At 70.3% G+C, this 20,437-nt stretch carries 18 protein-coding genes; 12 read left to right on the top strand and 6 right to left on the bottom strand.

The window, feature by feature from the left end; all coding sequences use genetic code 11:
* Nucleotides 1-407 precede the first annotated feature (407 nt).
* The 4 genes from H5399_RS07910 to H5399_RS07895 are packed head-to-tail and all read right to left on the bottom strand — an operon-like array spanning nucleotide 408 to nucleotide 4,412.
* Nucleotides 408-1,928 carry an FAD-dependent oxidoreductase gene (locus tag H5399_RS07910; RefSeq protein WP_182782449.1) on the bottom strand — a complete coding sequence of 507 codons (1,521 nt, stop codon included), beginning with the start codon at nucleotides 1,926-1,928 and terminating at the stop codon, nucleotides 408-410.
* A complete protein-coding gene (locus tag H5399_RS07905; protein ID WP_220490883.1) occupies nucleotides 1,925-2,641 on the bottom strand; it encodes a class I SAM-dependent methyltransferase in 717 nt (238 codons plus the stop codon). The genes H5399_RS07910 and H5399_RS07905 overlap by 4 nt, the downstream gene beginning before the upstream one ends.
* A 27-nt stretch (nucleotides 2,642-2,668) precedes the next feature.
* Nucleotides 2,669-3,688 (bottom strand): NAD(P)H-binding protein, encoded by a 1,020-nt coding sequence (locus H5399_RS07900; RefSeq protein WP_182782447.1) that lies wholly within the window; start codon nucleotides 3,686-3,688, stop codon nucleotides 2,669-2,671.
* A 1-nt stretch (nucleotide 3,689) separates the two neighbouring features.
* Nucleotides 3,690-4,412 (bottom strand): CPBP family intramembrane glutamic endopeptidase, encoded by a 723-nt coding sequence (locus tag H5399_RS07895; RefSeq protein WP_182782446.1) that lies wholly within the window; start codon nucleotides 4,410-4,412, stop codon nucleotides 3,690-3,692.
* 141 nt (nucleotides 4,413-4,553) lie between these two features.
* On the opposite strand from H5399_RS07895, the gene H5399_RS07890 reads away from it, so the two are divergent.
* Both H5399_RS07890 and lipB read left to right on the top strand, forming a co-directional pair.
* The gene (locus H5399_RS07890) at nucleotides 4,554-5,297 is read left to right on the top strand and encodes a DUF554 domain-containing protein (RefSeq protein ID WP_182782445.1); all 744 of its coding nucleotides are present in this window, start codon (nucleotides 4,554-4,556) and stop codon (nucleotides 5,295-5,297) included.
* An 18-nt stretch (nucleotides 5,298-5,315) separates the two neighbouring features.
* Complete coding sequence (gene lipB / locus H5399_RS07885; protein WP_182782444.1) at nucleotides 5,316-5,957, top strand: lipoyl(octanoyl) transferase LipB; 642 nt, start codon at nucleotides 5,316-5,318, stop codon at nucleotides 5,955-5,957.
* On the opposite strand, the gene H5399_RS07880 is transcribed toward lipB, so the two are convergent.
* Nucleotides 5,958-6,890 (bottom strand): DMT family transporter, encoded by a 933-nt coding sequence (locus tag H5399_RS07880; protein ID WP_182782443.1) that lies wholly within the window; start codon nucleotides 6,888-6,890, stop codon nucleotides 5,958-5,960.
* Between the two features lie 58 nt (nucleotides 6,891-6,948).
* On the opposite strand from H5399_RS07880, the gene H5399_RS07875 reads away from it, so the two are divergent.
* Genes H5399_RS07875 through H5399_RS07860 form a run of 4 tightly spaced genes read left to right on the top strand, consistent with a single transcriptional unit; the run spans nucleotide 6,949 to nucleotide 11,609 of the window.
* Complete coding sequence (locus tag H5399_RS07875; protein ID WP_182782442.1) at nucleotides 6,949-7,884, top strand: lipoyl synthase; 936 nt, start codon at nucleotides 6,949-6,951, stop codon at nucleotides 7,882-7,884.
* A gap of 13 nt (nucleotides 7,885-7,897) precedes the next feature.
* Entirely contained in the window at nucleotides 7,898-8,653 is a 756-nt protein-coding gene (locus tag H5399_RS07870) for a DUF4191 domain-containing protein (RefSeq protein ID WP_182782441.1), read from the top strand.
* A 3-nt stretch (nucleotides 8,654-8,656) separates the two neighbouring features.
* Nucleotides 8,657-10,414, top strand: a complete 1,758-nt coding sequence (locus H5399_RS07865; protein ID WP_182782440.1) for an ABC-F family ATP-binding cassette domain-containing protein — start codon at nucleotides 8,657-8,659, stop codon at nucleotides 10,412-10,414.
* Nucleotides 10,415-10,466: 52 nt separating this feature from the next.
* Nucleotides 10,467-11,609 (top strand): AAA family ATPase, encoded by a 1,143-nt coding sequence (locus H5399_RS07860; protein ID WP_182782439.1) that lies wholly within the window; start codon nucleotides 10,467-10,469, stop codon nucleotides 11,607-11,609.
* A gap of 9 nt (nucleotides 11,610-11,618) precedes the next feature.
* On the opposite strand, the gene H5399_RS07855 is transcribed toward H5399_RS07860, so the two are convergent.
* Nucleotides 11,619-12,041 carry an RDD family protein gene (locus H5399_RS07855; protein ID WP_182782438.1) on the bottom strand — a complete coding sequence of 141 codons (423 nt, stop codon included), beginning with the start codon at nucleotides 12,039-12,041 and terminating at the stop codon, nucleotides 11,619-11,621.
* A 196-nt stretch (nucleotides 12,042-12,237) separates the two neighbouring features.
* Between H5399_RS07855 and H5399_RS07850 the strand changes: the two genes are divergently transcribed.
* From H5399_RS07850 to H5399_RS07825, 6 genes are all read left to right on the top strand, one after another.
* On the top strand, nucleotides 12,238-13,587 hold the full coding sequence (locus H5399_RS07850; RefSeq protein ID WP_220490882.1) for a dicarboxylate/amino acid:cation symporter: 1,350 nt from the start codon (nucleotides 12,238-12,240) through the stop codon (nucleotides 13,585-13,587).
* 101 nt (nucleotides 13,588-13,688) lie between these two features.
* On the top strand, nucleotides 13,689-14,408 hold the full coding sequence (locus H5399_RS07845) for an ABC transporter ATP-binding protein (RefSeq protein ID WP_182782436.1): 720 nt from the start codon (nucleotides 13,689-13,691) through the stop codon (nucleotides 14,406-14,408).
* On the top strand, nucleotides 14,405-15,187 hold the full coding sequence (locus tag H5399_RS07840; RefSeq protein WP_370585715.1) for an ABC transporter permease: 783 nt from the start codon (nucleotides 14,405-14,407) through the stop codon (nucleotides 15,185-15,187). The genes H5399_RS07845 and H5399_RS07840 overlap by 4 nt, the downstream gene beginning before the upstream one ends.
* Before the next feature lie 117 nt (nucleotides 15,188-15,304).
* Nucleotides 15,305-16,726, top strand: a complete 1,422-nt coding sequence (glnA, locus tag H5399_RS07835) for a type I glutamate--ammonia ligase (RefSeq protein WP_182782435.1) — start codon at nucleotides 15,305-15,307, stop codon at nucleotides 16,724-16,726.
* 171 nt (nucleotides 16,727-16,897) lie between these two features.
* The gene (locus tag H5399_RS07830) at nucleotides 16,898-18,148 is read left to right on the top strand and encodes an ATP-binding protein (protein WP_182782434.1); all 1,251 of its coding nucleotides are present in this window, start codon (nucleotides 16,898-16,900) and stop codon (nucleotides 18,146-18,148) included.
* 125 nt (nucleotides 18,149-18,273) lie between these two features.
* The gene (locus H5399_RS07825; RefSeq protein ID WP_370585714.1) at nucleotides 18,274-20,418 is read left to right on the top strand and encodes an MMPL family transporter; all 2,145 of its coding nucleotides are present in this window, start codon (nucleotides 18,274-18,276) and stop codon (nucleotides 20,416-20,418) included.
* Nucleotides 20,419-20,437 lie beyond the last annotated feature (19 nt).

The following is a 20,437-nucleotide window of genomic DNA, read 5'->3' as shown; positions in this document are numbered from 1 at the left end:
CGACGCGGGCTGCGCCGCTGAGCGGCTTTGCCCGGCTCAACCCAAGTCGACGCGGGCTGCGCCGCTACGCGGCTTTGCCCGGCTCAACCAGCGGGAAGGGTGCAGCTCGGTCCGCTCAACCAAACGGGCGAGCGCATTCGGCCTGCTCAACCAGCGTCGGGAGGGGTCGCCACTATCCCGCTGGTTGACCCAGCCGCGGCGCGAAGCGCCCGCTGCTGCGTCGAACCCACCGCACCCGGTGCAGGGACTTGCTGGAGAGTTGCGTCGGTTTCGACGCGGGCTGCGCCGCTCCGCGGCTTTGCCCGGCTCAACCAGCGGGAAGGTGCAGCTTGGCCCGGCTCAACCAGCGGAGGGGGCGGCTTGGCCCGGCTCAACCAGCGGGATGGTGCGGCTCGTCCAAGGGTGGGTCAGCGGCGGGGCCAGCGGCCCAGCAGCCCCTCCATCGGCACCGTCCACAGGTCGTGGCCGGCCGCGCCCCACCCCTCGAGGAGGGCGTTGGCCGCCAGGAAGCCTGTCGTGGCCGCCCGCTCCATCAGTGCCACCGGGTACTGGCAGCGGACCCAGTCGCCCGCCAGCACCAGCCGCGGCGACGGCGTCCTCACACCTGGGCGGTCCGCCCACCTGCCCGGCCCGATGAGCGTGCAGTCGTCGCGCACCAGCACCTCGCGCTCCAGAACGCCGGCCGCGGCCGTCTCCGGGAAGATCCGGTGCAGTTCCTCCTCCAGCCTCGCCGCGACCCCCTCAGCCGCGCCCGGATCAGACGCCACCGCCGGGTCCGCGGCGTAGGCGTGCAGCTCGACGACGGAGCCGCGGTGCTCCGTCGCCCAGTCCGCGGCGCCCTTCTCGAAGCGCTCCAGCACGGATACGTTGTCCAGCGGCCCGTAGCCGGAGGTGCCGACGAACGCCGGGCGCGACGCGTCCACCGGGGTGTCCAGCCACAGCCGGACCACCACGAACGGCGGCGCGTTGACCGTGCCCGCGACGCGTCGCTGCCACGCCCCCCAACTGCTGCCGGCCAGGTCCGAGATCAGCTCCCGGCTGGTGCGTGGGTCCGTGGCGAGGACGACGGCGTCGTAGGTGCTCGCCTCCCCGTCGATCACCACAGTGGTGGCGCCCTGCCCGATGCCGATCGCCTCAACGTGCTGGCCGACCCTGATGTCCACCCCGCGACCCGCGAGGTAGCGGCCGAGGGGCGCCCACAGGGCGGTGTCGTAGTCGTCGACGGGCACGTCGAAGAGCAGGCCCTCGGCCGATCCCATGAAGTAGGTGTGGAACATGGCCACCAGTTCCCCGGCGCCGAACTGCGACGGGTCGGCGAAGAACGACCGGGCAAACACCTCCAGGGCCAGGTCGCGGGCCGCCTCCGGGAAGCGCAACCTGTCCAGGAAATCCGCGGCGGACTCGCCGTCGTAGGCGGAGTAGGTCTCGGGGAACTTCACCCGGAGCAGTTCCATGGCCGCGGGCACGTTGACCTTGGCCAGCGTGCGCGCGCTGAACGCGGGACTGCGCCACACGAACTGCATCACGGAGAAGGGCGGCGTGGTGGCCAGCCCGGTGAAGGAGTCCCGCATCCCGTCCGGGCGCTGCAGCGGGTAGTCCTCGATCGGCACGAGCGAGTTCAGCTGCGGATCGATGCGCCGCAGCAGCCCGCGCAGGTTGTAGTACTGCCGGAAGAACGCGTGGAATCCGCGGCTCATGGTGCGGCCGTCGTCCAGCGGCCATGCCGCCACCCGCCCACCGAGGCGGTCCGAGGATTCGATGAGCGTGACCTGCACCCCGCGCTCGGCCAGCCCGGCGGCAGCGGCCAGGCCTGCGATCCCTCCGCCGACGACCGCGACCGACTTCGGCTCCCCCACCCGCGACACTCCCAGCGGGCCCGGATGTCGGACGGCCCGCTTGTCGCGGCCGGGGTAGGTGGTGGTGCTCATGCATGCTCCTCGGGCTTGCGGGCGACGAACATGTGGAGGATGCCGCGCTGCCATCCGGAGGCGGTGCGGTGCGCGATGTCGACGAACCCGGCCCTGGTGAGCCGGTGCGCGAAGCGGTCGACGGAGTCGAAGTCGCGGACGCTGCGCCACAGGTAGCGGTAGAGGTCCACGTCGCGGTCCACGACGGTGCCCAGCGGAATGATCACGGCGCGGCACACCGCGTCCCAGACGCGCCTGGCCCGGTCGTCGCCGGCCACCGAGTACTCCTGGACGACGAGCCAGCCCCCGGGGCGCAGCAGCTGGAACACCTCCGTGACCGCGCGGTCACGCGTCATGGGCGGCACGTTGCGGAAGAGGTAGCAGGTCAGGATGCCGTCCCGGTCACCGCCGACGGCGTCGAGGTCCAGGGTGCCGGCCACGGCCTGCTCGAAGCTGACCCCGCTGGGCCACTGCTTGCGCCCGGCCTCGGCGAGCATCCCCGAGGACGCGTCGAGGCCGAGGATCTCCGTGCCCTCGGGGGCGGCACCCACCAGCGCCGCCGTCGAGGCACCGGAGCCGCAGGCGAGGTCGATCAGCCGCAGCCGGGCATCCCCGCCCACCCGCTCGACCAGCGCCGTGGCGGCGCGCCTGAGCTCGCGGTGGTACCCGGGGTTGAGGGCCACCATGAGGTCGTAGTGCCCCGCGCCCCGGTCGAACGCCTCGGTCGTGGTCACGCTTCCAGCCCTGTAATGGTCGTGCATTCAACGGCCTCCATTCCTACGTCGGATCAGGCTACTCGCGGCAGCGACCACGAGGGCCAGAGCGAGCAATGCGACCCCGAGGCGCGCGTAGGTGCGGCGGGGACGCGCCGGATCCACCTCCGCGGTGGCCTTCCGGACGGCGTCGTCGAACCCGGTCAGCCCACCCAGGGGGTCCCCGAGCAGGCCCGCGGCGTCGTCGTCGCTCTTGACGGCGTCGTGGATGAGGCTGCCCACCAGCGGCCTGGCGATCGCGGAGTCCACCGGGGTCACCAGACCCACCCACAGCGAGGCGAGGCGGGGTGTGAGGACGGGGAGCGTGACCACGAACGGCGGCTGCAGCCCGGTGGCCGTGGCGTAGCGGTGCATCATCTCCACATAGGTGAGCACCTCCTCCATCCCGACGTCGATGGCGCGGTTGACGTCTGGCTGGAGGTCGGCGGCGCGGACGAGGTAGTGGATGACGTCGTCGACGGCGATGGGCTGGATGCGGTTGCGCAGCCACTTGGGCCCCACCGCCACGGGGAGCCGCTCGGAGAGGTGGCGCAGCATGTCGAAGGACGCCGACCCCTCCCCCAGCACCACGCCGGCCTGGAGGACCGCCGTCGGCACCCCTGAGCCGAGCAGGATCTCGCCCACCTCCACCCGGGAGGCCATGTGTTCCGAGAGCTTCCCCTCCGGGTGCAGTCCGCTGAGGTAGACGATCCGCTCCACCCCGGAGGCCAGTGCGGCGGCGGCGAAGGTCTCGGCGAGCTCGCGGTCACGCCGCCGGTAGTCCCCGCGACCGTCCATCGAGTGCAGCATGTAGTAGGCCACCTCCACCCCGTCCAGCGCCCGGAGCACGTCGGAGGTGCGGGTGGCGTCTCCGGCGGTGACCTCGACCCGGTCACGCCAGGCGGGCACGAGCTTCCCGGGGTTGCGCGACAGCACCCGGACCCGCCACCCGGCGTCCAGGAGCGCGGGGACGAGCCGGGCGCCGACGTGGCCGGTGGCGCCTGTGACGAGTGCGGTGCGGGTGGACATGTCAGCCTCCAAGGGACAACAACGGTGGGAGCAGGATCAGCATGCCCAGTGACCAGGTCAGGTGGGAGGCGATCGGCCCGAGGACCCCGCCTGTGACCCTGCGTTGGGCGGCGGTGAGCAGGCCGAGGCAGACCGCGGCGAAGGTGAGCAGCGGGACCCCCGTGAACAGCGTGGACGCGGCATACAGGGCGGTGGAGCCGACGGCGTTGAACCGTCGATCCAGCGACGCGTAGACGGCGCCCCGGAAGAACAGCTCCTCGGCCACCCCGTTGACTGCCGTGACGAGCGCCACGAGCCACAGCGAACCGTAGCGGGCGTAGTCCAGCAGGTCCTCGACGGGGGCCGACAGGACGGGGATCCGGTTGACGACGAGCGCCCCGGCGAGGAAGACGGCGAGCAGCATGAGCCCCAGCAGGAAGCCCTGCAGCACGCCCCTGCTGCGGCCACCGTCGCGGGTGCGCCCCTCCCCGAGGTAGAGGGGGCCGGAGACGAACGCCCCGAGGATCCAGAGCGCCGCGACGCCGAGTGTCGCGGCGTAGAACTCGGGCGCGCCGGGTTCGATGGAGAGCGCCAGACCCAGGGCGACGGCGCCCAGGACAACCGTGACCCCCACCACGATCCGGCGACGGCGGCGCACGGCAGGCGTCTCCGTGCGGATCCGCTCGACGGGATTGACCAGGGCGGCGGTCAGGAAGGCGCGCGGTTCGTGCAGGAATCGGCGCACGGTCCCCTCCTTCTCCCGCCGGTGCCCACAGCCTAAACGTTACACAAAGTTTGAACAACTCGTTCGTGGCTGGTGGACAGCCCTCCCCCAGACTGGCACGGATCGACCCCCGCGTAGGGCGGGAACGCCGGATCTGATTGGATGACAGGCGTGTTCATCGGGGTCGGGACTGTCGTCAACGTCATCACCGTGGTGGTCGGCGCCCTCCTCGGGATAGCCCTGGGCAACCGGATCCCCGAGAAGACCAAGGACACCGTCACCTCCGTGCTCGGCCTGGTCACCCTGGTGCTCGGCGGACTGTCTGTGGTGGCCATGGGATCGGAGGCGCTGCGGCACGAGGTCGACGGCGCGGCGATGCTGATCGTGCTCGCGTCGCTGCTCGTCGGGGCTCTGCTGGGGTCCTGGCTGCGGGTCGAGGACCGCCTCGAGCAGGGCGCCGCCTGGCTGCGGGGGCGCTTCACCGCCTCCGGGGACGCGGCGCGGTTCGTCGACGCCATGGTCACCTCCACGCTCCTGTTCTGCGTGGGTCCCCTCGCCATCCTGGGCTCGCTGTCCGACGGGCTGGGTCGCGGCGCGGACCAGCTGCTCGTCAAGTCCGTGCTGGACGGCTTCGCGGCCATGGCGTTCGCCTCTACGCTGGGCTGGGGAGTGCTCGCCTCGGCCGGGGCGGTGGCGCTCATCCAGGGGTCACTGACCGCCGTCGGCTACTTCGCCGGCGACGTGCTGAGCACCGCGCAGGTGGACGCGCTGACCGCCACCGGCGGCGTGGTGCTGCTCGCGCTCGGGCTCCGGCTGCTCAACCTCAAGCAGATCCCCGTCGGCGACCTGCTGCCCGCGCTGCTGCTGGCCCCGCCCCTGGTCTCGCTCACCGCCGCCCTGTTCTGAGCGGTTAGCATCGGGCCCATGTTCACGTTCGACGATCGCGGCCTGGGCGAGTCCCTGGCCGACTACCAGGAGACCTGGGACCGGCAGCGCGCCCTGCACGCCGCGGTCGCGGGCGGCGCCCCCGGCCAGGTCCTCTACGTCGAGCACTCCCCCGTCTACACCGCCGGCCGCCGCACCACCGCCGAGCAGCGCCCGCAGGACGGCACCCCGGTCATCGACGTGGATCGCGGCGGGCTCATCACCTATCACGGCCCCGGCCAGCTCGTCGGCTACCCGATCGTGCAGCTGCGGGAGGGCGTCGGCGTGGTGGACTACGTGCGCGCCCTGGAGGCGGCCGTCATCGAACTGCTCACCGGCTACGGGCTGACCAGCGGCCGGGTCGAGGGCCGCACCGGGGTGTGGCTGCCCGCCGACGGGGATCGGCCTGAGCGCAAGATCTGCGCCATCGGCGTGCGCGTGGCCAGGCGCACCACGATGCACGGCTTTGCGCTCAACGTGCTGAGCTCGGCCGAGCGTTTCAGCAACATCATCGCCTGCGGCATCGCCGACGCGGGGGTGACGTCGATCGTCGAGGAGCTGCCCGGCCAGTGGAGCGTCAAGGGCGTGGCCGACGATCTGCGCACCCCCCTGACACGGGCCCTGGATCCGATCCTCGGCTGATCACTCGACGGCGTGCGGAGGCGCGGCCGCCCGTCGCGACGACAGCACCACCGCCGCCAGCAGCAGCGCCGCGCCGACGAGCCCGGCGGCGCTGAGGCGCTCCCCCAGCACCAGGAACGCCAGCGCGGCCCCGGTGAGCGGCTCCAGCAGCGCCACCATCACCCCGGTCGTCGAGCTCTGGGTGCGAAGCCCGCGCAGGTAGGCGAGGTAGGCGACGGCAGAGGGGATGAGGCCGAGAGCCACCACAAGTGCAACGCTCGCGGGCGTCGGAACGAACCAGACGCTCTGGCCGGCGACGGTGGCGACGCCGAGCACCACCAGGCCACCGAGGAGGAAGGCCAGGGCCGAGCCGGTGGCGTCGTGGTAGTCCGCCACCGGACGGGCGCCCAGCAGGCTGATGACCGCGAACGCCGCCCCGGCCACCAGGGCCAGCCCCGCCCCCCAGAGCGCATCGGCCACCGACACCCCCTGCGGCGGCGCACCCATGAACAGGGCCAGGCCGACGGCGGTGAAACCCAGCGCCAGCGCCAGCGGCCGCGTGAGCCGCTGCCGGCCCGTCGCGAGGTCCACCACCAGCACCATCACGGGCGCCGAGCCGACGGTGACCAGCGTGGCGATGGACACGCCCAGCAACCCCACCGCGCTGAAGAAGCCGAACTGGTACACCGCCGAGCACGCGGCCATCGCCGCCACCCTCATCCACCCGGAGCGACGGCGCGGCCACCGCACGCGGCCGGTCAGCGCCACCGCGAGCATGAGCAGCAGCCCGCCGACGAGGATCCGGTAGCCGGCGACGGCCAGGAATCCCAGCCCGGAGGTGCCGCGCAGGAGGGTGCCGAGCGTGCCGGAGGTGCCCCAGGCGACGCCGGCGACCACCAGGGCCGCGACACCGGCGGTCACCGGGCGGGTCGAAGTGGCGGGGCGCGTGAGCACCCGCTCAGGCTAGCGCCACGGCCGGGGCCCTCCCGGCGGCAGCGGGTAGGCTGTGCGGGTGACCGCAGTGCAGCCCGATGGACGTCGACTCCTCCGCGTGGAGTCGAGAAACGCCGAGACCCCGATTGAGCGCAAGCCGAGTTGGATCCGCACCACCGCGAAGATGGGCCCCAACTACACGGACCTGCAGAAGATCGTGCGCGACGGCGACCTCCACACCGTGTGCCAGGAGGCCGGCTGCCCCAACATCTACGAATGCTGGGAGGATCGCGAATCCACGTTCCTCATCGGCGGGGATCAGTGCACCCGACGCTGCGACTTCTGCCAGATCGAGTCCGCCAAGCCGGAGAGCTACGACCCGTCGGAGCCCCTGCGGGTGGCCGCGTCGGTGAAGAAGATGGGGCTCCGCTACGCCACCGTCACCGGGGTGTGTCGCGACGACCTCCCCGACGAGGGGGCCTGGCTGTACGCGGAGACCATCCGCCAGATCCATGCGCTCAACCCGGGGGTCGGCGTCGAGATGCTGGCCCCGGACTTCTCCGGGCGCGCCGAGCTCCTCGGGCAGCTGTTCGACGCCCGCCCCGAGGTGTTCGCGCACAACGTCGAGACGGTGCCGCGGATCTTCAAGCGCATCCGTCCGGGCTTCCGCTACGACCGTTCGCTGCGGGTGCTGACCATGTCGCGGGAGGCCGGCCTGGTCACCAAGTCCAACCTCATCCTGGGCATGGGCGAGACCCGCGAGGAGATCAGCCAGGCGCTGCAGGACCTGCACGACGCAGGCGCCGAACTGATCACCATCACCCAATATCTGCGCCCCAACGCCACGCTCCACCCGATCGACCGCTGGGTCACGCCGGAGGAGTTCGAGGACCTGGCCGAGGAGGCGCGCGGGATCGGATATTCTGGCGTGCTGTCTGGTCCTCTGGTCCGCTCCTCGTACAGGGCGGGACGCCTGTACCGGACCGCGATGGACGCGCGCATCACAATCGGCTGAGACGGAGACACAGATGGCCAGCGAGAGAGCCAAGGCGCTAGCTGAAAAGCAGAAGGCCGAGCTGAAGGCCGCCAAGGCGGCCAAGAAGAACTCCACAGACCCCAAGGACTGGGGCTGGTGGAAGCAGCTCCGCGAGACCTATAAGGTCACGGTCAAGTACGACACGGTGCTGCCGTGGCTGATGCTGGCCGGCTTCCTCGTGCCCTGGGCTGCGCTGCTCATCCTCGGCTTCGTGCTCGACGCCCCCCTGATCTGGGGCATCGTGGGCGTCTCCGCCGGCATGCTCGGGGCGCTGTCGATCTTCACGTGGCGGGCCCGCAAGGCCGTCTACCGTCGCTTCGAGGGTCAGGCCGGCTCCGCGGAAGTGGCGCTGCAGATGCTGCCCAAGCAGTGGATCTCCACCCCCGTCATCACCGCGACCCGGAGCCTCGACGCCGTGCACCGCACGCTCGGTCCCGGCGGGCTGGTGCTCATCGGCGAGGGCGAGCCCGGCAGGCTGAAGCCGCTGCTGGCCAGCGAGAAGAAGAAGCACGAGCAGGTGGCCTACGGCGTGGACGTCACCATCATCCAGATGGGCAAGGGCACGGGCCAGGTGCCGCTGGACAAGCTCGCCGATCAGATCAAGAAGCTGCCCAAGAAGCTGTCGCCCGCCAAGATCACCGAGGTCAACCAGCGCCTCCGCGCTCTGGACGCCATGCGTCCCAAGGCCCCCATTCCGAAGGGCCCCATCCAGACGAAGGGCGCCCGGTCCGCCATGCGCGGCCGCTGACGCGTGGCGAACCTGGTCAACCTCGAATCCGTCACCCACGGCTTCGGGACGCGCATCCTGCTGGACTCCGTCTCGCTCGGTGTCGGCGCCGGTGAGGTGATCGGCGTGGTGGGCCGCAACGGCGACGGCAAGACCACCCTGCTGCGCATCCTCACCGGAGACCTGGAGCCGGACTCCGGGCGGGTCACCGTCACCGGCAACGCCTCCATCGGTGTGCTGACCCAGGCCACCGTCGGGCAGGACTCGCAGACGCTACGGGACTGGATCCTCGACGGGGAGCCGGATCACGTGTGGGCGGCGAACGCGGAGAAGCGCGCCGTCGTCGAGGCACTGCTGGCGGACATGGAGCTGGACCGCCGGCTGGACACGTTGTCCGGCGGCGAGCGCCGTCGGGTGGGGCTGGTGGCCGTGCTGCTGGGCCACCACGACCTCATCGTGCTCGACGAGCCCACCAACCACCTCGACGTCGAGGCAATCGCGTTCCTCGCCACGCACCTGCAGGCCCGCACCAGGTCCGGGCTGTCCATGCTGGTGGTCAGCCACGACAGGTGGTTCCTGGACGCGGTCTGCACGCGCATCTGGGAGGTCCACGACGGCGTGGTCGACGGCTACGACGGCGGCTACGCGGCCTACGTGCTGGCGAGGGTTGAGCGGCAGCGGCAGTCGGCCGCCAACGAGTCGCGGCGCAAGAACCTCGCCCGCAAGGAGCTCGCCTGGCTGCGTCGCGGTGCCCCGGCCCGGACGTCGAAGCCCAAGTTCCGCATCGAGGCCGCCAACGTGCTCATCGCGGACGAGCCCGAGCCGCGCGACAAGCTTGCGCTGCAACAATTCGCCGTGACGCGCCTGGGCAAGGACGTGTTCGACCTCATCAACGTCACCTACGCCATCCCGGACCGGACACTGCTGGACAAGCTCACGTGGTCGATCGGGCCGGGAGACCGGATCGGGCTGGTGGGCGTCAACGGCGCGGGGAAGACCACGCTCCTGGATCTGCTCGCCGGGTTCCGGGAGCCGGACAGCGGCAAGGTCAAGCGCGGTAAGACGCTGCGGTTGGGCTTCCTGTCGCAGACGGTCGGTGAGCTGGACGACGCGGACCGGGTGCTCGATTCGGTCAAGCGCCTCAAGGAGGAGACGAAGCTCGCCACCGGGCGCGAGGCCACCGCGTCGTCGCTGCTGGAGGAGTTCGGGTTCACCGGGGACAAGCTGGTGGCACGGATCGGGGACCTCAGCGGTGGCGAGCGCCGCAGGCTGCAGTTCCTCCGTCTCCTTCTCACCGAGCCCAACGTGATGATCCTCGACGAGCCCACCAACGACCTGGACATCGACACCCTCACCATCATCGAGGACTACCTCGACAGTTGGCCCGGCACCCTGATCGTGGTCAGCCACGACCGCTACTTCCTCGAGCGGATCACCGACTACACCTACGCCCTGCTGGGCGACGGATCGTGCGCGCTGCTGCCGGGTGGGGTCGAGGAGTACCTGGAGCGTCGCGCGAGGGCCAAGGCGCCCGCCCCGACGGCCGGACAGGCTTCGCCCGGGTCGCCGTCGGACGCTGCGGCCGAGCGCCAGAAGAAGAAGGACCTGGCCAGGATCGAGGGACAGTTGGAGAAGGCTGCAGCGTTGATCGAACGGCTGCACGCGGACATGGCCAAGGCCGGGACGGACTTCTCGCGGTTGGCGGCCCTGGACGCCGAGCTGCGCGACGCGGAGGCCCGGCACGAGCGCCTCGAGGAGGCCTGGCTCGAGACGGCCGACTGACCCTTCTATCCGGGGCTGAAATGCGTCGGAGGGGCCGCCTAGGGTGGCGGGCATGTATCGCACCCTCGCCGTCGCCGGATACCGGTCGCTGCGCGACGTCGTGGTCCCCTTGGGTCGGGTCACCGTCGTCACCGGCGCCAACGGCTCCGGGAAGTCCAGCCTCTACCGCGCACTCCGGCTCCTCGCCGGCTGCGCCCTCGGGGACGCCGTCGGCTCGCTCGCCCGCGAAGGCGGGCTGAGCTCCGCGCTGTGGGCGGGCCCCGAATCGTTGGCGGGGGCGCGCCGGGGCCACGCCGTCGAGGGGACCAGGCGCGCCGGGCCGGTGTCGCTGCGGCTCGGCATCGGCTCGGACGCGCTGTCCTACCTCATCGACCTCGGGCTACCCGTCCCCGGCCGGTCGGCCTTCGACCGCGACCCCGAGATCAAGCGCGAATCGGCCTGGGCCGGGCCCGTCATGCGGCCCGGCACCATGGTGGCCAAGCGCCTTCGGGCCGGGGTCATGATCCGCGACGACGGCCCCTGGACCGAGTTGCCCTTCCACCTCCCCACCCACGCGTCGATGCTGGCGGACGTGCCCGAGCTGCGCCCACTCCGCGACGACCTCGCCGCCTGGCGCTTCTACGACGCCCTCCGCACCGACGCCGACGCCCCGGCCAGGCAGCCCCGCGTCGGCACCCGTACCTGGGCGCTGGCCTCCGACGGCTCGGACGTGGCCGCGGCGCTTCAGACCATCATCGAGCGGGGGAAGGAGCCCCTGCACGAGTCGGTCGAGGACGCGTTCCCCGGTAGCAGGGCGGGGATCGAGGTGCGCGACGGCGTGTTCGACCTCACCCTCCAGCAGCCCGGAATGCTGCGCCCCCTCCGCGGCGCCGAACTCTCCGACGGCACCCTGCGCTACCTGATGTGGCTCGCGGCGCTGCTGGCACCCAGCCGGCCGCCACTGATGGCCATCAACGAGCCGGAGAACAGCCTCCACCCCAGCCTGATCTCTCCCCTGGCCCGGCTGATCGCCCGCGCCGCCGTCGACGCGCAGCTCGTGGTGGTGACGCACTCCCGGCCGCTGTTGGAGCAGCTCACCGAGGCCGTCCCCGCTGAGCACCTCGAGGTGGTGGAGCTCGGCAAGGATCTCGGGGAGACGATGGTCGAAGGCCAGGGGCTGCTCAGCCGTCCGACGTGGGAGTGGGGCCGACGGTGAGCGCGCCGCTCAGCGGCGGTTGACCACCACGGTGCCCAGCAGCAGGTCCGTGAGCGCCCGGCGCTCGGCGCCCACCACGATCGCAGGCACCACCATGCACTTCATCGCGGTCCGCGCCACCGGGCGCCACCAGCCGAGCGGCTGGCCGTCCAGGCGCGTGATCCCGATCCGCGCGATCAGCTGCCCGAACGATCCGCCGGCCAGGGCGGTCAGCACGCTGGCCTCCACGAAGTAGACGGCCAGGATCAGGAACGACTCCCCCTGGTAGCCGGTCATCACGTCCATCCCGAAGAGGCCGATCGCCACGATCATGCTCGCCGCCCAGTCCCCGATCATGGCCGCCACCCGCGCCCGCCACGACGCCAACGACCCTGCACCGGACTCCGGAAGCCCGAGGGTTGAGCCGGGGTACTCAGCGGGGGTCGTCGTCACGGGCGGCAGCCTAGCAGCGACCGCCGGGTCTGCCCTCGGCGAACGAGGTTGGTCCCCACCCGGTGGGCGTGGGAGGGTGAGCCCATGCCTTTGCTCGTCGTCCGCCTGTGGGTGGACCTCTGCCGCGTCCAGGTCGGCAGCTGTCGCTGAACGCGCAGCGCCAACCCGCCACACCCCCAGCAAAGGAATGCCCTTCATGTCAACAGCCACGTCTGAGCGCGCCCTCGAGGCGACGCCGCAGCCACGCAAACCCTTCTACACCAACCTCGGCTTCCAGATCGTCGTCGGCCTCATCGTCGGCCTGGTTCTCGGCCTGATCGCCGTGGCCATCGGCGCCGACGGCGAGGAACGCAACTGGCTGGCCACGCTCCTCTCCGAGGTGGGCAACGCCTACGTCAGCCTGCTCACGCTCCTGGTCGTCCCGCTCGTCGTGACCGCCGTCATCTCCTCCATCTCCCGACTCCGTGAGGTGGCCAACGCCGCACGGCTGGCCGTCCAGACGCTCGTCTGGTTCGCCATCACGGCGTTCGCCAGCGTGGTTGTCGGCATCGCGGTGGGGCTCCTCTCCGCGCCCTGGCTGACCGCCGGCGTCAACGGGGAGGCAGCCGCCGAGCCGAGCCGCGTGGGCTCATGGTCGGCGTTCCTCCTCGGGCTGATCCCCAACAACTTCCTCGGCCTCGGCGTCCGCATCTCCGGCGACCCCGAGGCGGGCTTCACCGCAGCCGCCAACTTCTCGGTCCTCCAGGTCCTCCTGATCTCAATCCTGTTCGGCGTCGCCGCGCTGAAGGTGGGCGACAAGGCCGCCCCGCTGGTCGGGTTCATGGAATCCGCCCTCTCGGTCATCCAGAAGGTCCTCTGGTGGATCATTCGGTTGGCGCCCATCGGCACCGCGGCGCTGATCGGCAAGGCCGTCGCCACCTACGGCTGGACCTCTCTCGCCTCGCTCGGCTCGTTCGTGGTGGCGCTCTACATCGGGCTCATCATCGTGTGGGCGGTGGTCTACCCCGCCATCCTCAAGGCTCACGGCCTGAGCGTGCGCCAGTTCTACCGCAACGTCTGGCCCGCGATCTCCCTGGGCTTCGTGACCCGTTCGTCGATGGGCACCATGCCGGTCACCGAGCAGGTGGTGGAGAGGAACCTGGGCGTAGCGCGCCAGTACGCGAGCTTCGCGGTGCCGCTGGGCGCAACCACCAAGATGGACGGCTGCGCCGCGGTCTTCCCTGCGCTGGCCTCGATCTTCGTGGCCCAGTTCTACGGCATCGACCTGGGCGTCACCCACTACCTGCTGATCGCGTTCGTCGCGGTGCTTGGGTCGTCGGCCACAGCCGGCACCACGGGCGCGACGGTGATGCTCACACTGACGTTGTCCACCCTGGGCCTGCCGCTGGCCGGGGTCGGCCTCCTGCTGGCAGTGGAGCCCATCGTCGACATGGGCCGAACGGCGCTCAACGTCACCGGCCAGGCGCTGGTGGCCGCAGTCGTCGGCAAGCGCGAGGGCATCCTCGATCAGGCGACCTACGACGCCGAACCCCAGTTCAGCGCCTGACCCGCACCTCCGGCGCCCCGTCCTCCACCCAGGGGCGGGGCGTCGGCGCGTCGTTCCGCCCCGGACGCCGCGGCCGCCGGCGCGGGAGTAGATTCCGGGCCATGGCACATCCCGCCGCGGAGGCCCGCGGCCTCGTCGTCCATCGCGCCAGGAACGAGATCCTGCACGGGCTGGACCTGACCCTTGCCCCCGGCTCGGTCACCGGCCTCTTCGGTCCCTCCGGCTGCGGGAAGACCACCTTGATGCGCGCCATGGTGGGCGTCCAGAAGATCACCTCCGGCACGCTGAAACTCCTCGGCCTGCCCGCCGGGGACCCGCAGCTGCGCCGCCGCGTCTCCTACACCAGCCAGTCGCTGAGCATCTACCGCGACATTTCCGTGCGCGCCAACGTCCTCCTCTTCGCCCGCCTCCACGGCGCCCCCGACGAGGCCGCCGACGACGCGATCGCCTACGTGGAGCTGTCACACCTGGCCGCCAGGCGCGTCGAGACCCTCTCCGGGGGCGAGGCCAGCCGCGCGTCCCTGGCCTGCGCCCTCGTCGGGAAGCCGGAGGTGCTGATCCTGGACGAGCCCACCGTCGGCCTCGACCCGCTGACGCGGGAATCGCTGTGGGAGCACTTCCGGATGCTCGCCTCCTCCGGGACCACCCTGCTGGTGTCCAGCCACGTCATGGACGAGGCCACCCGCTGCGACTCGGTCCTGCTCATGCGCGAGGGCCACTTCCTCGCCAGCGGGCACATGGACGAACTCCTCGCCGCCAGCGGCGCCGCGACCCCCGAGGCCGCGTTCCTGGCCCTGGTCCGACGCGAGGTCGCGGCGTGAACGGCCCTCGGCACGCGGCCCCGCGCAGCCGCGTGGCACCGTTGGCCACCGTCGCCCGGATCCTGGCCCAACTGCACGCGGACCCGCGCACCATCGGCCTGGTGATGGTGCTGCCCATCGTGTTCATCTCGCTCCTGTACTACGTGATGATCGACCTCCCCACCCCGCCCGGGGCGCCGACGGCGTTCGACACGATCGGGCCGACGATGCTGGCCGTGCTGCCGATGATGCTGATGTTCCTGGTCACCTCCATCGCCATGCTGCGCGAGCGCACCACCGGAACCCTGGAGCGGCTGCTGACGACGCCGCTGAGCCGCTGGAATCTGCTGGCCTCCTACGGGCTGGTGTTCGGCGTGCTCGGCGTGGCCCAGGCCTCGCTGCTGGCCACGTTCGTGCTGGGCGTGTTCGGCGTGGACATCGAGGGTCCCCTCTGGGTGCTGCTGGTGATCACCCTGCTCGACGCCCTCGTCGGGGTGTCCTTCGGGCTGCTGGCCAGCGCCTACGCCCGCACCGAGTTTCAGGCGGTGCAGTTCATGCCGATGTTCATCGGGCCCCAGATCTTCCTGTCCGGGCTCTTCGCCCCCGTCGACCTGATGCCCGACGCGCTGGCGGCGGTCGCGCGCGTCCTGCCCATGACGTGGGCCGCCGACGCGGTCCTCGATGTGACCGGCAACGCCGAGGTGGCCTCCAGCACGTGGGTGGGCATCGCGCTGCTGGCCGCTCTGGTGATCGGGATGCTGGTGATCGCCGCGGCGTCGATGCCCCGCCAGACCCGCTGACGGCCCTCAGTTCCGGAAAAGCTGTAACAGCGCTGTTACTCATCGGCAACTGACGGACAAGTTTTTCCCCGTATGGTCTCATCCAAGACATCCCGACACGTGAGGAAAGATCCGCCCATGTTCCAAGGCGCAGACGACCTGCTGGCTTACGTCAAGGAAGAAGGCATCGAGACCATCGACGTCCGCTTCTGCGACATTCCCGGGGTCATGCAGCACTTCACCGTTCCTGCCGGCTCGTTCGGCCCTGAGGTGTTCGAGGAGGGACTCAACTTCGACGGCTCGTCCATCACGGGCTTCCAGAAGATCCACGAATCGGACATGTCGCTGCTGCCGGACCCCACCACGGCCTACGTGGATCCCTTCCGCAAGTCGAAGACCCTCAACGTCAACTTCTTCGTCCACGACCCGCTGACGAAGGAGCCCTACTCCCGCGACCCGCGCAACATCGCGCGGAAGGCGCAGGCCTACCTCGCGTCCACCGGCATCGGCGACACCGCCTTCTTCGCGCCTGAGGCCGAGTTCTACGTGTTCGACGACATCCGCTTCGAGACCACGGCCAATTCGTCGTACTACCACATCGACTCCGAGGCCGGCGCCTGGAACACCGGGCGCCTCGAGGACGGCGGCAACCGCGGCTACAAGGTCAAGTACAAGGGCGGCTACTTCCCCGTGGCGCCCGTCGACCACTTCGGCGACCTCCGCGACGACATCGTCCGCCACATGGAGGCCGCAGGCCTCGAGGTTGAGCGCGCGCACCACGAGGTGGGCACCGCCGGCCAGGCCGAGATCAACTGGCGCTTCGACACGCTGCTGAAGTCTGCCGACGACGTGATGAAGTTCAAGTACCTCGTCAAGAACACCGCGTGGGCCGCCGGCAAGACGGCCACGTTCATGCCGAAGCCCATCTTCGGCGACAACGGCTCCGGCATGCACTGCCACCAGTCCATCTGGAACGAGGGCGTGCCCCTGTTCTACGACGAGAACGGCTACGCCGGGCTCTCGGACATGGCCCGCTACTACATCGGCGGCCTCCTCAAGCACGCCCCCGCGCTGCTCGCCTTCACCAACCCGTCGGTGAACTCCTTCCACCGCCTGGTCCCCGGCTTCGAGGCCCCGGTCAACCTGGTCTACTCGCAGCGCAACCGCTCCGCCTGCATCCGCATCCCGATCACGGGCTCCAACCCGAAGGCCAAGCGCATCGAGTTCCGCTGCCCGGACCCGTCCTCGAACCCGTACCTGGCATTCGCCGCCATGCTGCTGGCCGGCATCGACGGCATCCAGAACCGGATCGAGCCGATGGCCCCGATCGACAAGGACCTCTACGAGCTGCCCCCCGACGAGCACGCCCAGGTTCCGACGGTGCCCGCCTCGCTCGGCGCGGTGCTGGACGCCCTCGAGGCTGATCACGAGTTCCTGCTCGCCGGTGACGTGTTCACCCCGGACCTGATCGAGACGTGGATCGAGCTCAAGCGAGCCGAGATCCAGGCCATCGCGATGCGCCCGCACCCGCACGAGTTCGAGCTGTACTACGCGCTCTGATCCGTAGCCCCTTGAGAGTGGCCCCCGTCCTGCACCGCAGGGTCGGGGGCCTCTGCCATTCACGCTCGGATGCAGAAGGTGATGCATATATTGGATTCAATCCATGCAGGATTGCTGTTTCAGCATATGCGATTTTAAGAGTTCATTCTAGGCAAAAGCTAGACTGGACTCATGTGCAGCTACAGACCACGCGTCGCTGACGGCGAACTCGCCCACCTGCGACGGGCGTTGGGGGCCATCCTCATAGAGGGCCCGAAAGCCTGCGGCAAGACCGAAACCGCCTCCCAGGTCGCCAGGACGGTGATCCAGTTCGACAAGGACGACACCGCTCGCGCCCAAGTCTCCTTGGATCCTGATGCGCTGTTCACGGGCGAGCCGCCGATCCTCTTCGACGAGTGGCAACTTGAGCCCACCATCTGGAACCGCGTCCGTCGTCAGGTCGACGACCGTCATGCCAAGGGGGAGTTCATCCTCACTGGATCATCGCGCCCCCGGGATGACGCAAGCCGCCACTCAGGCGCGGGACGCTTCGCAGTCCTGAGGATGCGCCCCATGAGCCTGTTCGAGTCGGGACACTCCAACGGGTCCGTCTCGTTCGCCGCACTCCTGTCAGGGGAGAGGCAACCCGGCGTGGGCACACACCTGACATTCACGGACCTGCTCAAGAGAATCGTCGTCGGTGGCTGGCCCGAGATCATCGACTGGGCCGAGGAGGATGCTCGTTCCTGGCTGAACGGATACCTTGACCAGATCGTCGAAACGGACATCCCTGCCATGGGGCCACGTAGGAATCCGCGCAACCTGCGGAGGCTGTTAGCCTCACTGGCCCGCAGTGTGGGTCAACCTGTGAAGCTGTCCGAGTTGGCGAGGGACGTGGGCGGCGACGCCGGACCGATCGCGCACGAGACGATCACGGGCTACATCGACGCACTTGAGCGACTCCGCCTCATCGACGACTCCGAAGCGTGGCGACCCCACATGCGCTCTCGGACACGACTTCGCGCGGCTCCCGTCCGCTACTTCGTCGACCCCTCACTCGGTCCGGCGGCACTTGGCATCGGCTCGGCTGAACTGCGCGCCGATCCGCGGGCCACCGGGTTCCACTTCGAAGCCCTTGCCATTCGTGACCTCCGAATCTTCGCCCAGCCGCACCGCGGCACGGTTGAGTCCTGGCGGGACTCCAACGGCAACGAGGTCGATGCCATCGTCTCGATCCGCGACAACAAGTGGGCGGCCTTCGAAGTCAAGCTGAATCCACGCGACGTCGACGCAGCAGCTGCGTCGTTGTTGCGTTTCGCAGCCAATGTCGACAGGGACCGTCACGGCGAGCCGGCCGCACTCGGGGTCATCACCAGCACTGGCGCTGCGGGACGTCGCGATGACGGTGTCCATGTCATCCCCGTGGGGTGTCTGGGTCCTTGACGAGGAAGACATGGCAGCCCGCAGCCGAGCGGGACACGCCACGGCCTCTTCTCACACTCGACATCAACCGTTCGGCCGACCCCGCGACACTCCACTCCCCCGCCCCGCGACCCTAGGCTGAGCGCGTGTCCAAGACCCGTCTCGCGCGCATCGCGATCCCCGTTGCCCTCATCCTGATCTGGCTCGTCGGCGCCGCTGTGGGCGGACCCTACTTCGGCCGCATCGAGGAGGTGGCCACCAACGACCAGTCGACGTTCCTCCCCACCAGCGCGGAGGCCACGATCGTCAGCGAGCGCTACCTGGACTTCGTGGACAGCTCCACCATCCCCGCCATCGTCCTGTTCACCTCCGACGAGGCCCTGACGCCAGAGACGCTCACCGAGCTGGGCGAGCGAGCCGCGGCGCTGGCCGACGTCGAGGGGGTGGAGGAGGTCTCCCCCCTCATCCCGTCCGAGGACGGCAAGGCCGCGCAGGTCTTCGCCGGCGTGGACTCCGACGGCGAGATCGCCGAGGTCGTCACGCTCCTCCGCGAGGACTTCGCCGAGGGGCTCCCCGACGGCGTCACCCCCTACGTCACAGGCCCCGCGGGGTTCACCGCGGACATCACCGAGGCCTTCAGCGGCATCGACGGGCTGCTGCTGGTCGTCGCCCTTGCCGTGGTGCTGGTGATCCTGCTGGTGGTCTACCGCTCGCTCATCCTGCCGTTCGCGGTGCTGCTCACGAGCATCTCCGCCCTCGCCGTCGCGCTGCTGGTCAACTGGTGGCTGGCCAAGGCGGGCATCGTCACCCTGACCGGACAGACGCAGGGCATCCTGTTCATCCTCGTCATCGGCGCGGCCACCGACTACTCGCTGCTCTACACCGCGCGCTACGCCGAGGAGCTGAAGCGGCGCGCGTCGAAGGCCGACGCCACCCGGACCGCGCTCAAGGGGGTCATCGAGCCGGTGCTGGCCTCCGGCGGCACGGTCATCGCCGGCCTCATGTGCCTGCTGCTGAGCGATCTGGGCTCCAGCCGCTCGCTCGGCCCCGTCGCGGCCATCGGCATCGTGTTCGCGATGCTCGGCGCCCTCACGCTGCTGCCGAGCATGCTGTTCCTCATGGGCCGCGCCTCCTACTGGCCACGCCGCCCCCGCTTCGACCCCAACCGCGGCGACGACACCCAGATGACCACGGGCATCTACGCGAAGGCGGCAGGGCTGGTGTCGCGGCGTCCCCGGACCGTGTGGATCGCGTGCGCGATCGCGCTGGCAGCCGGCGCCGCGTTCGTGCCCACGCTCAAGGCCGACGGCGTCCCCCCGAGCGAGTTCGTGCTCGGAGCCTCCGAGGCCCGCGACGGCCAGGTCGCGCTCGCCGAGCACTTCCCCGCCGGGTCGGGCAGCCCCGCCCGCGTCCTGACCGACGAATCCCGGCTCCAGGAGGTGACCGACCTGCTTCTGGCCAACGACGGCGTGGACTCGGTCTCCGTGATCGCCGCCGACTCGCCCGCCGGCACCGCGCCGGTGACGTCCGAAGGCATCCAGCCGCTGGGCCCGCCCGGAACCCCGGCCCCGGCACCGTCCGTCAGCGACGGTCAGGTCCTGCTGCTCGCCACTCTGACGGACGCGGCCGACAGCGACGCCGCGTCGGACACGGTTCGCGCCCTCCGGCTGGACCTCGACGGCGCCGCCCAGATCGGCGGCGAGACGGCCACCAACATCGACACCCGCGACACCTCCATCCGCGACCGCAACGTCATCATCCCTCTGGTGCTGGTGGTGATCCTGCTGATCCTCATCCTGCTGCTGCGCAGCATCCTGGCGCCCGTGGTGCTGATCCTCACCACGGTGCTGTCCTTCGGCACCGCGCTGGGCACCGCCGCGCTCGTGTTCAACCACGTCCTGGACCTGCCGGGTGCCGACCCGTCGGTGCCGCTGTACGGGTTCGTGTTCCTGGTGGCGCTGGGGATCGACTACAACATCTTCCTCATGACAAGGGTCCGCGAGGAGTCGATGATCCACGGCACCCGCGAGGGCATCAAGCGGGGCCTGGCCGTCACCGGTGGCGTGATCACCTCGGCGGGCCTGGTGCTGGCCGCCACCTTCGCCGCCCTCGCCGTCCTGCCCATCCTGTTCCTCATCCAGCTTGCGTTCATCGTCGCGTTCGGCGTCCTCATCGACACCTTCCTCGTGCGGACCCTGCTGGTGCCGGCGCTGGCCTATGACATCGGCCCCGCCGTCTGGTGGCCGGCAAAGCTGAAAGCCGACCAGGCCGCGCACGCCAAGCTCGACTGACCGCGGCCGTCCGGGACCA

The organism is Tessaracoccus sp. MC1627 (genome assembly GCF_014164725.1).
Classification (GTDB): domain Bacteria; phylum Actinomycetota; class Actinomycetes; order Propionibacteriales; family Propionibacteriaceae; genus Arachnia.
Note: the sequence above shows the minus strand (reverse complement) of the source record. Positions and strands in the feature narration are given on the sequence as shown.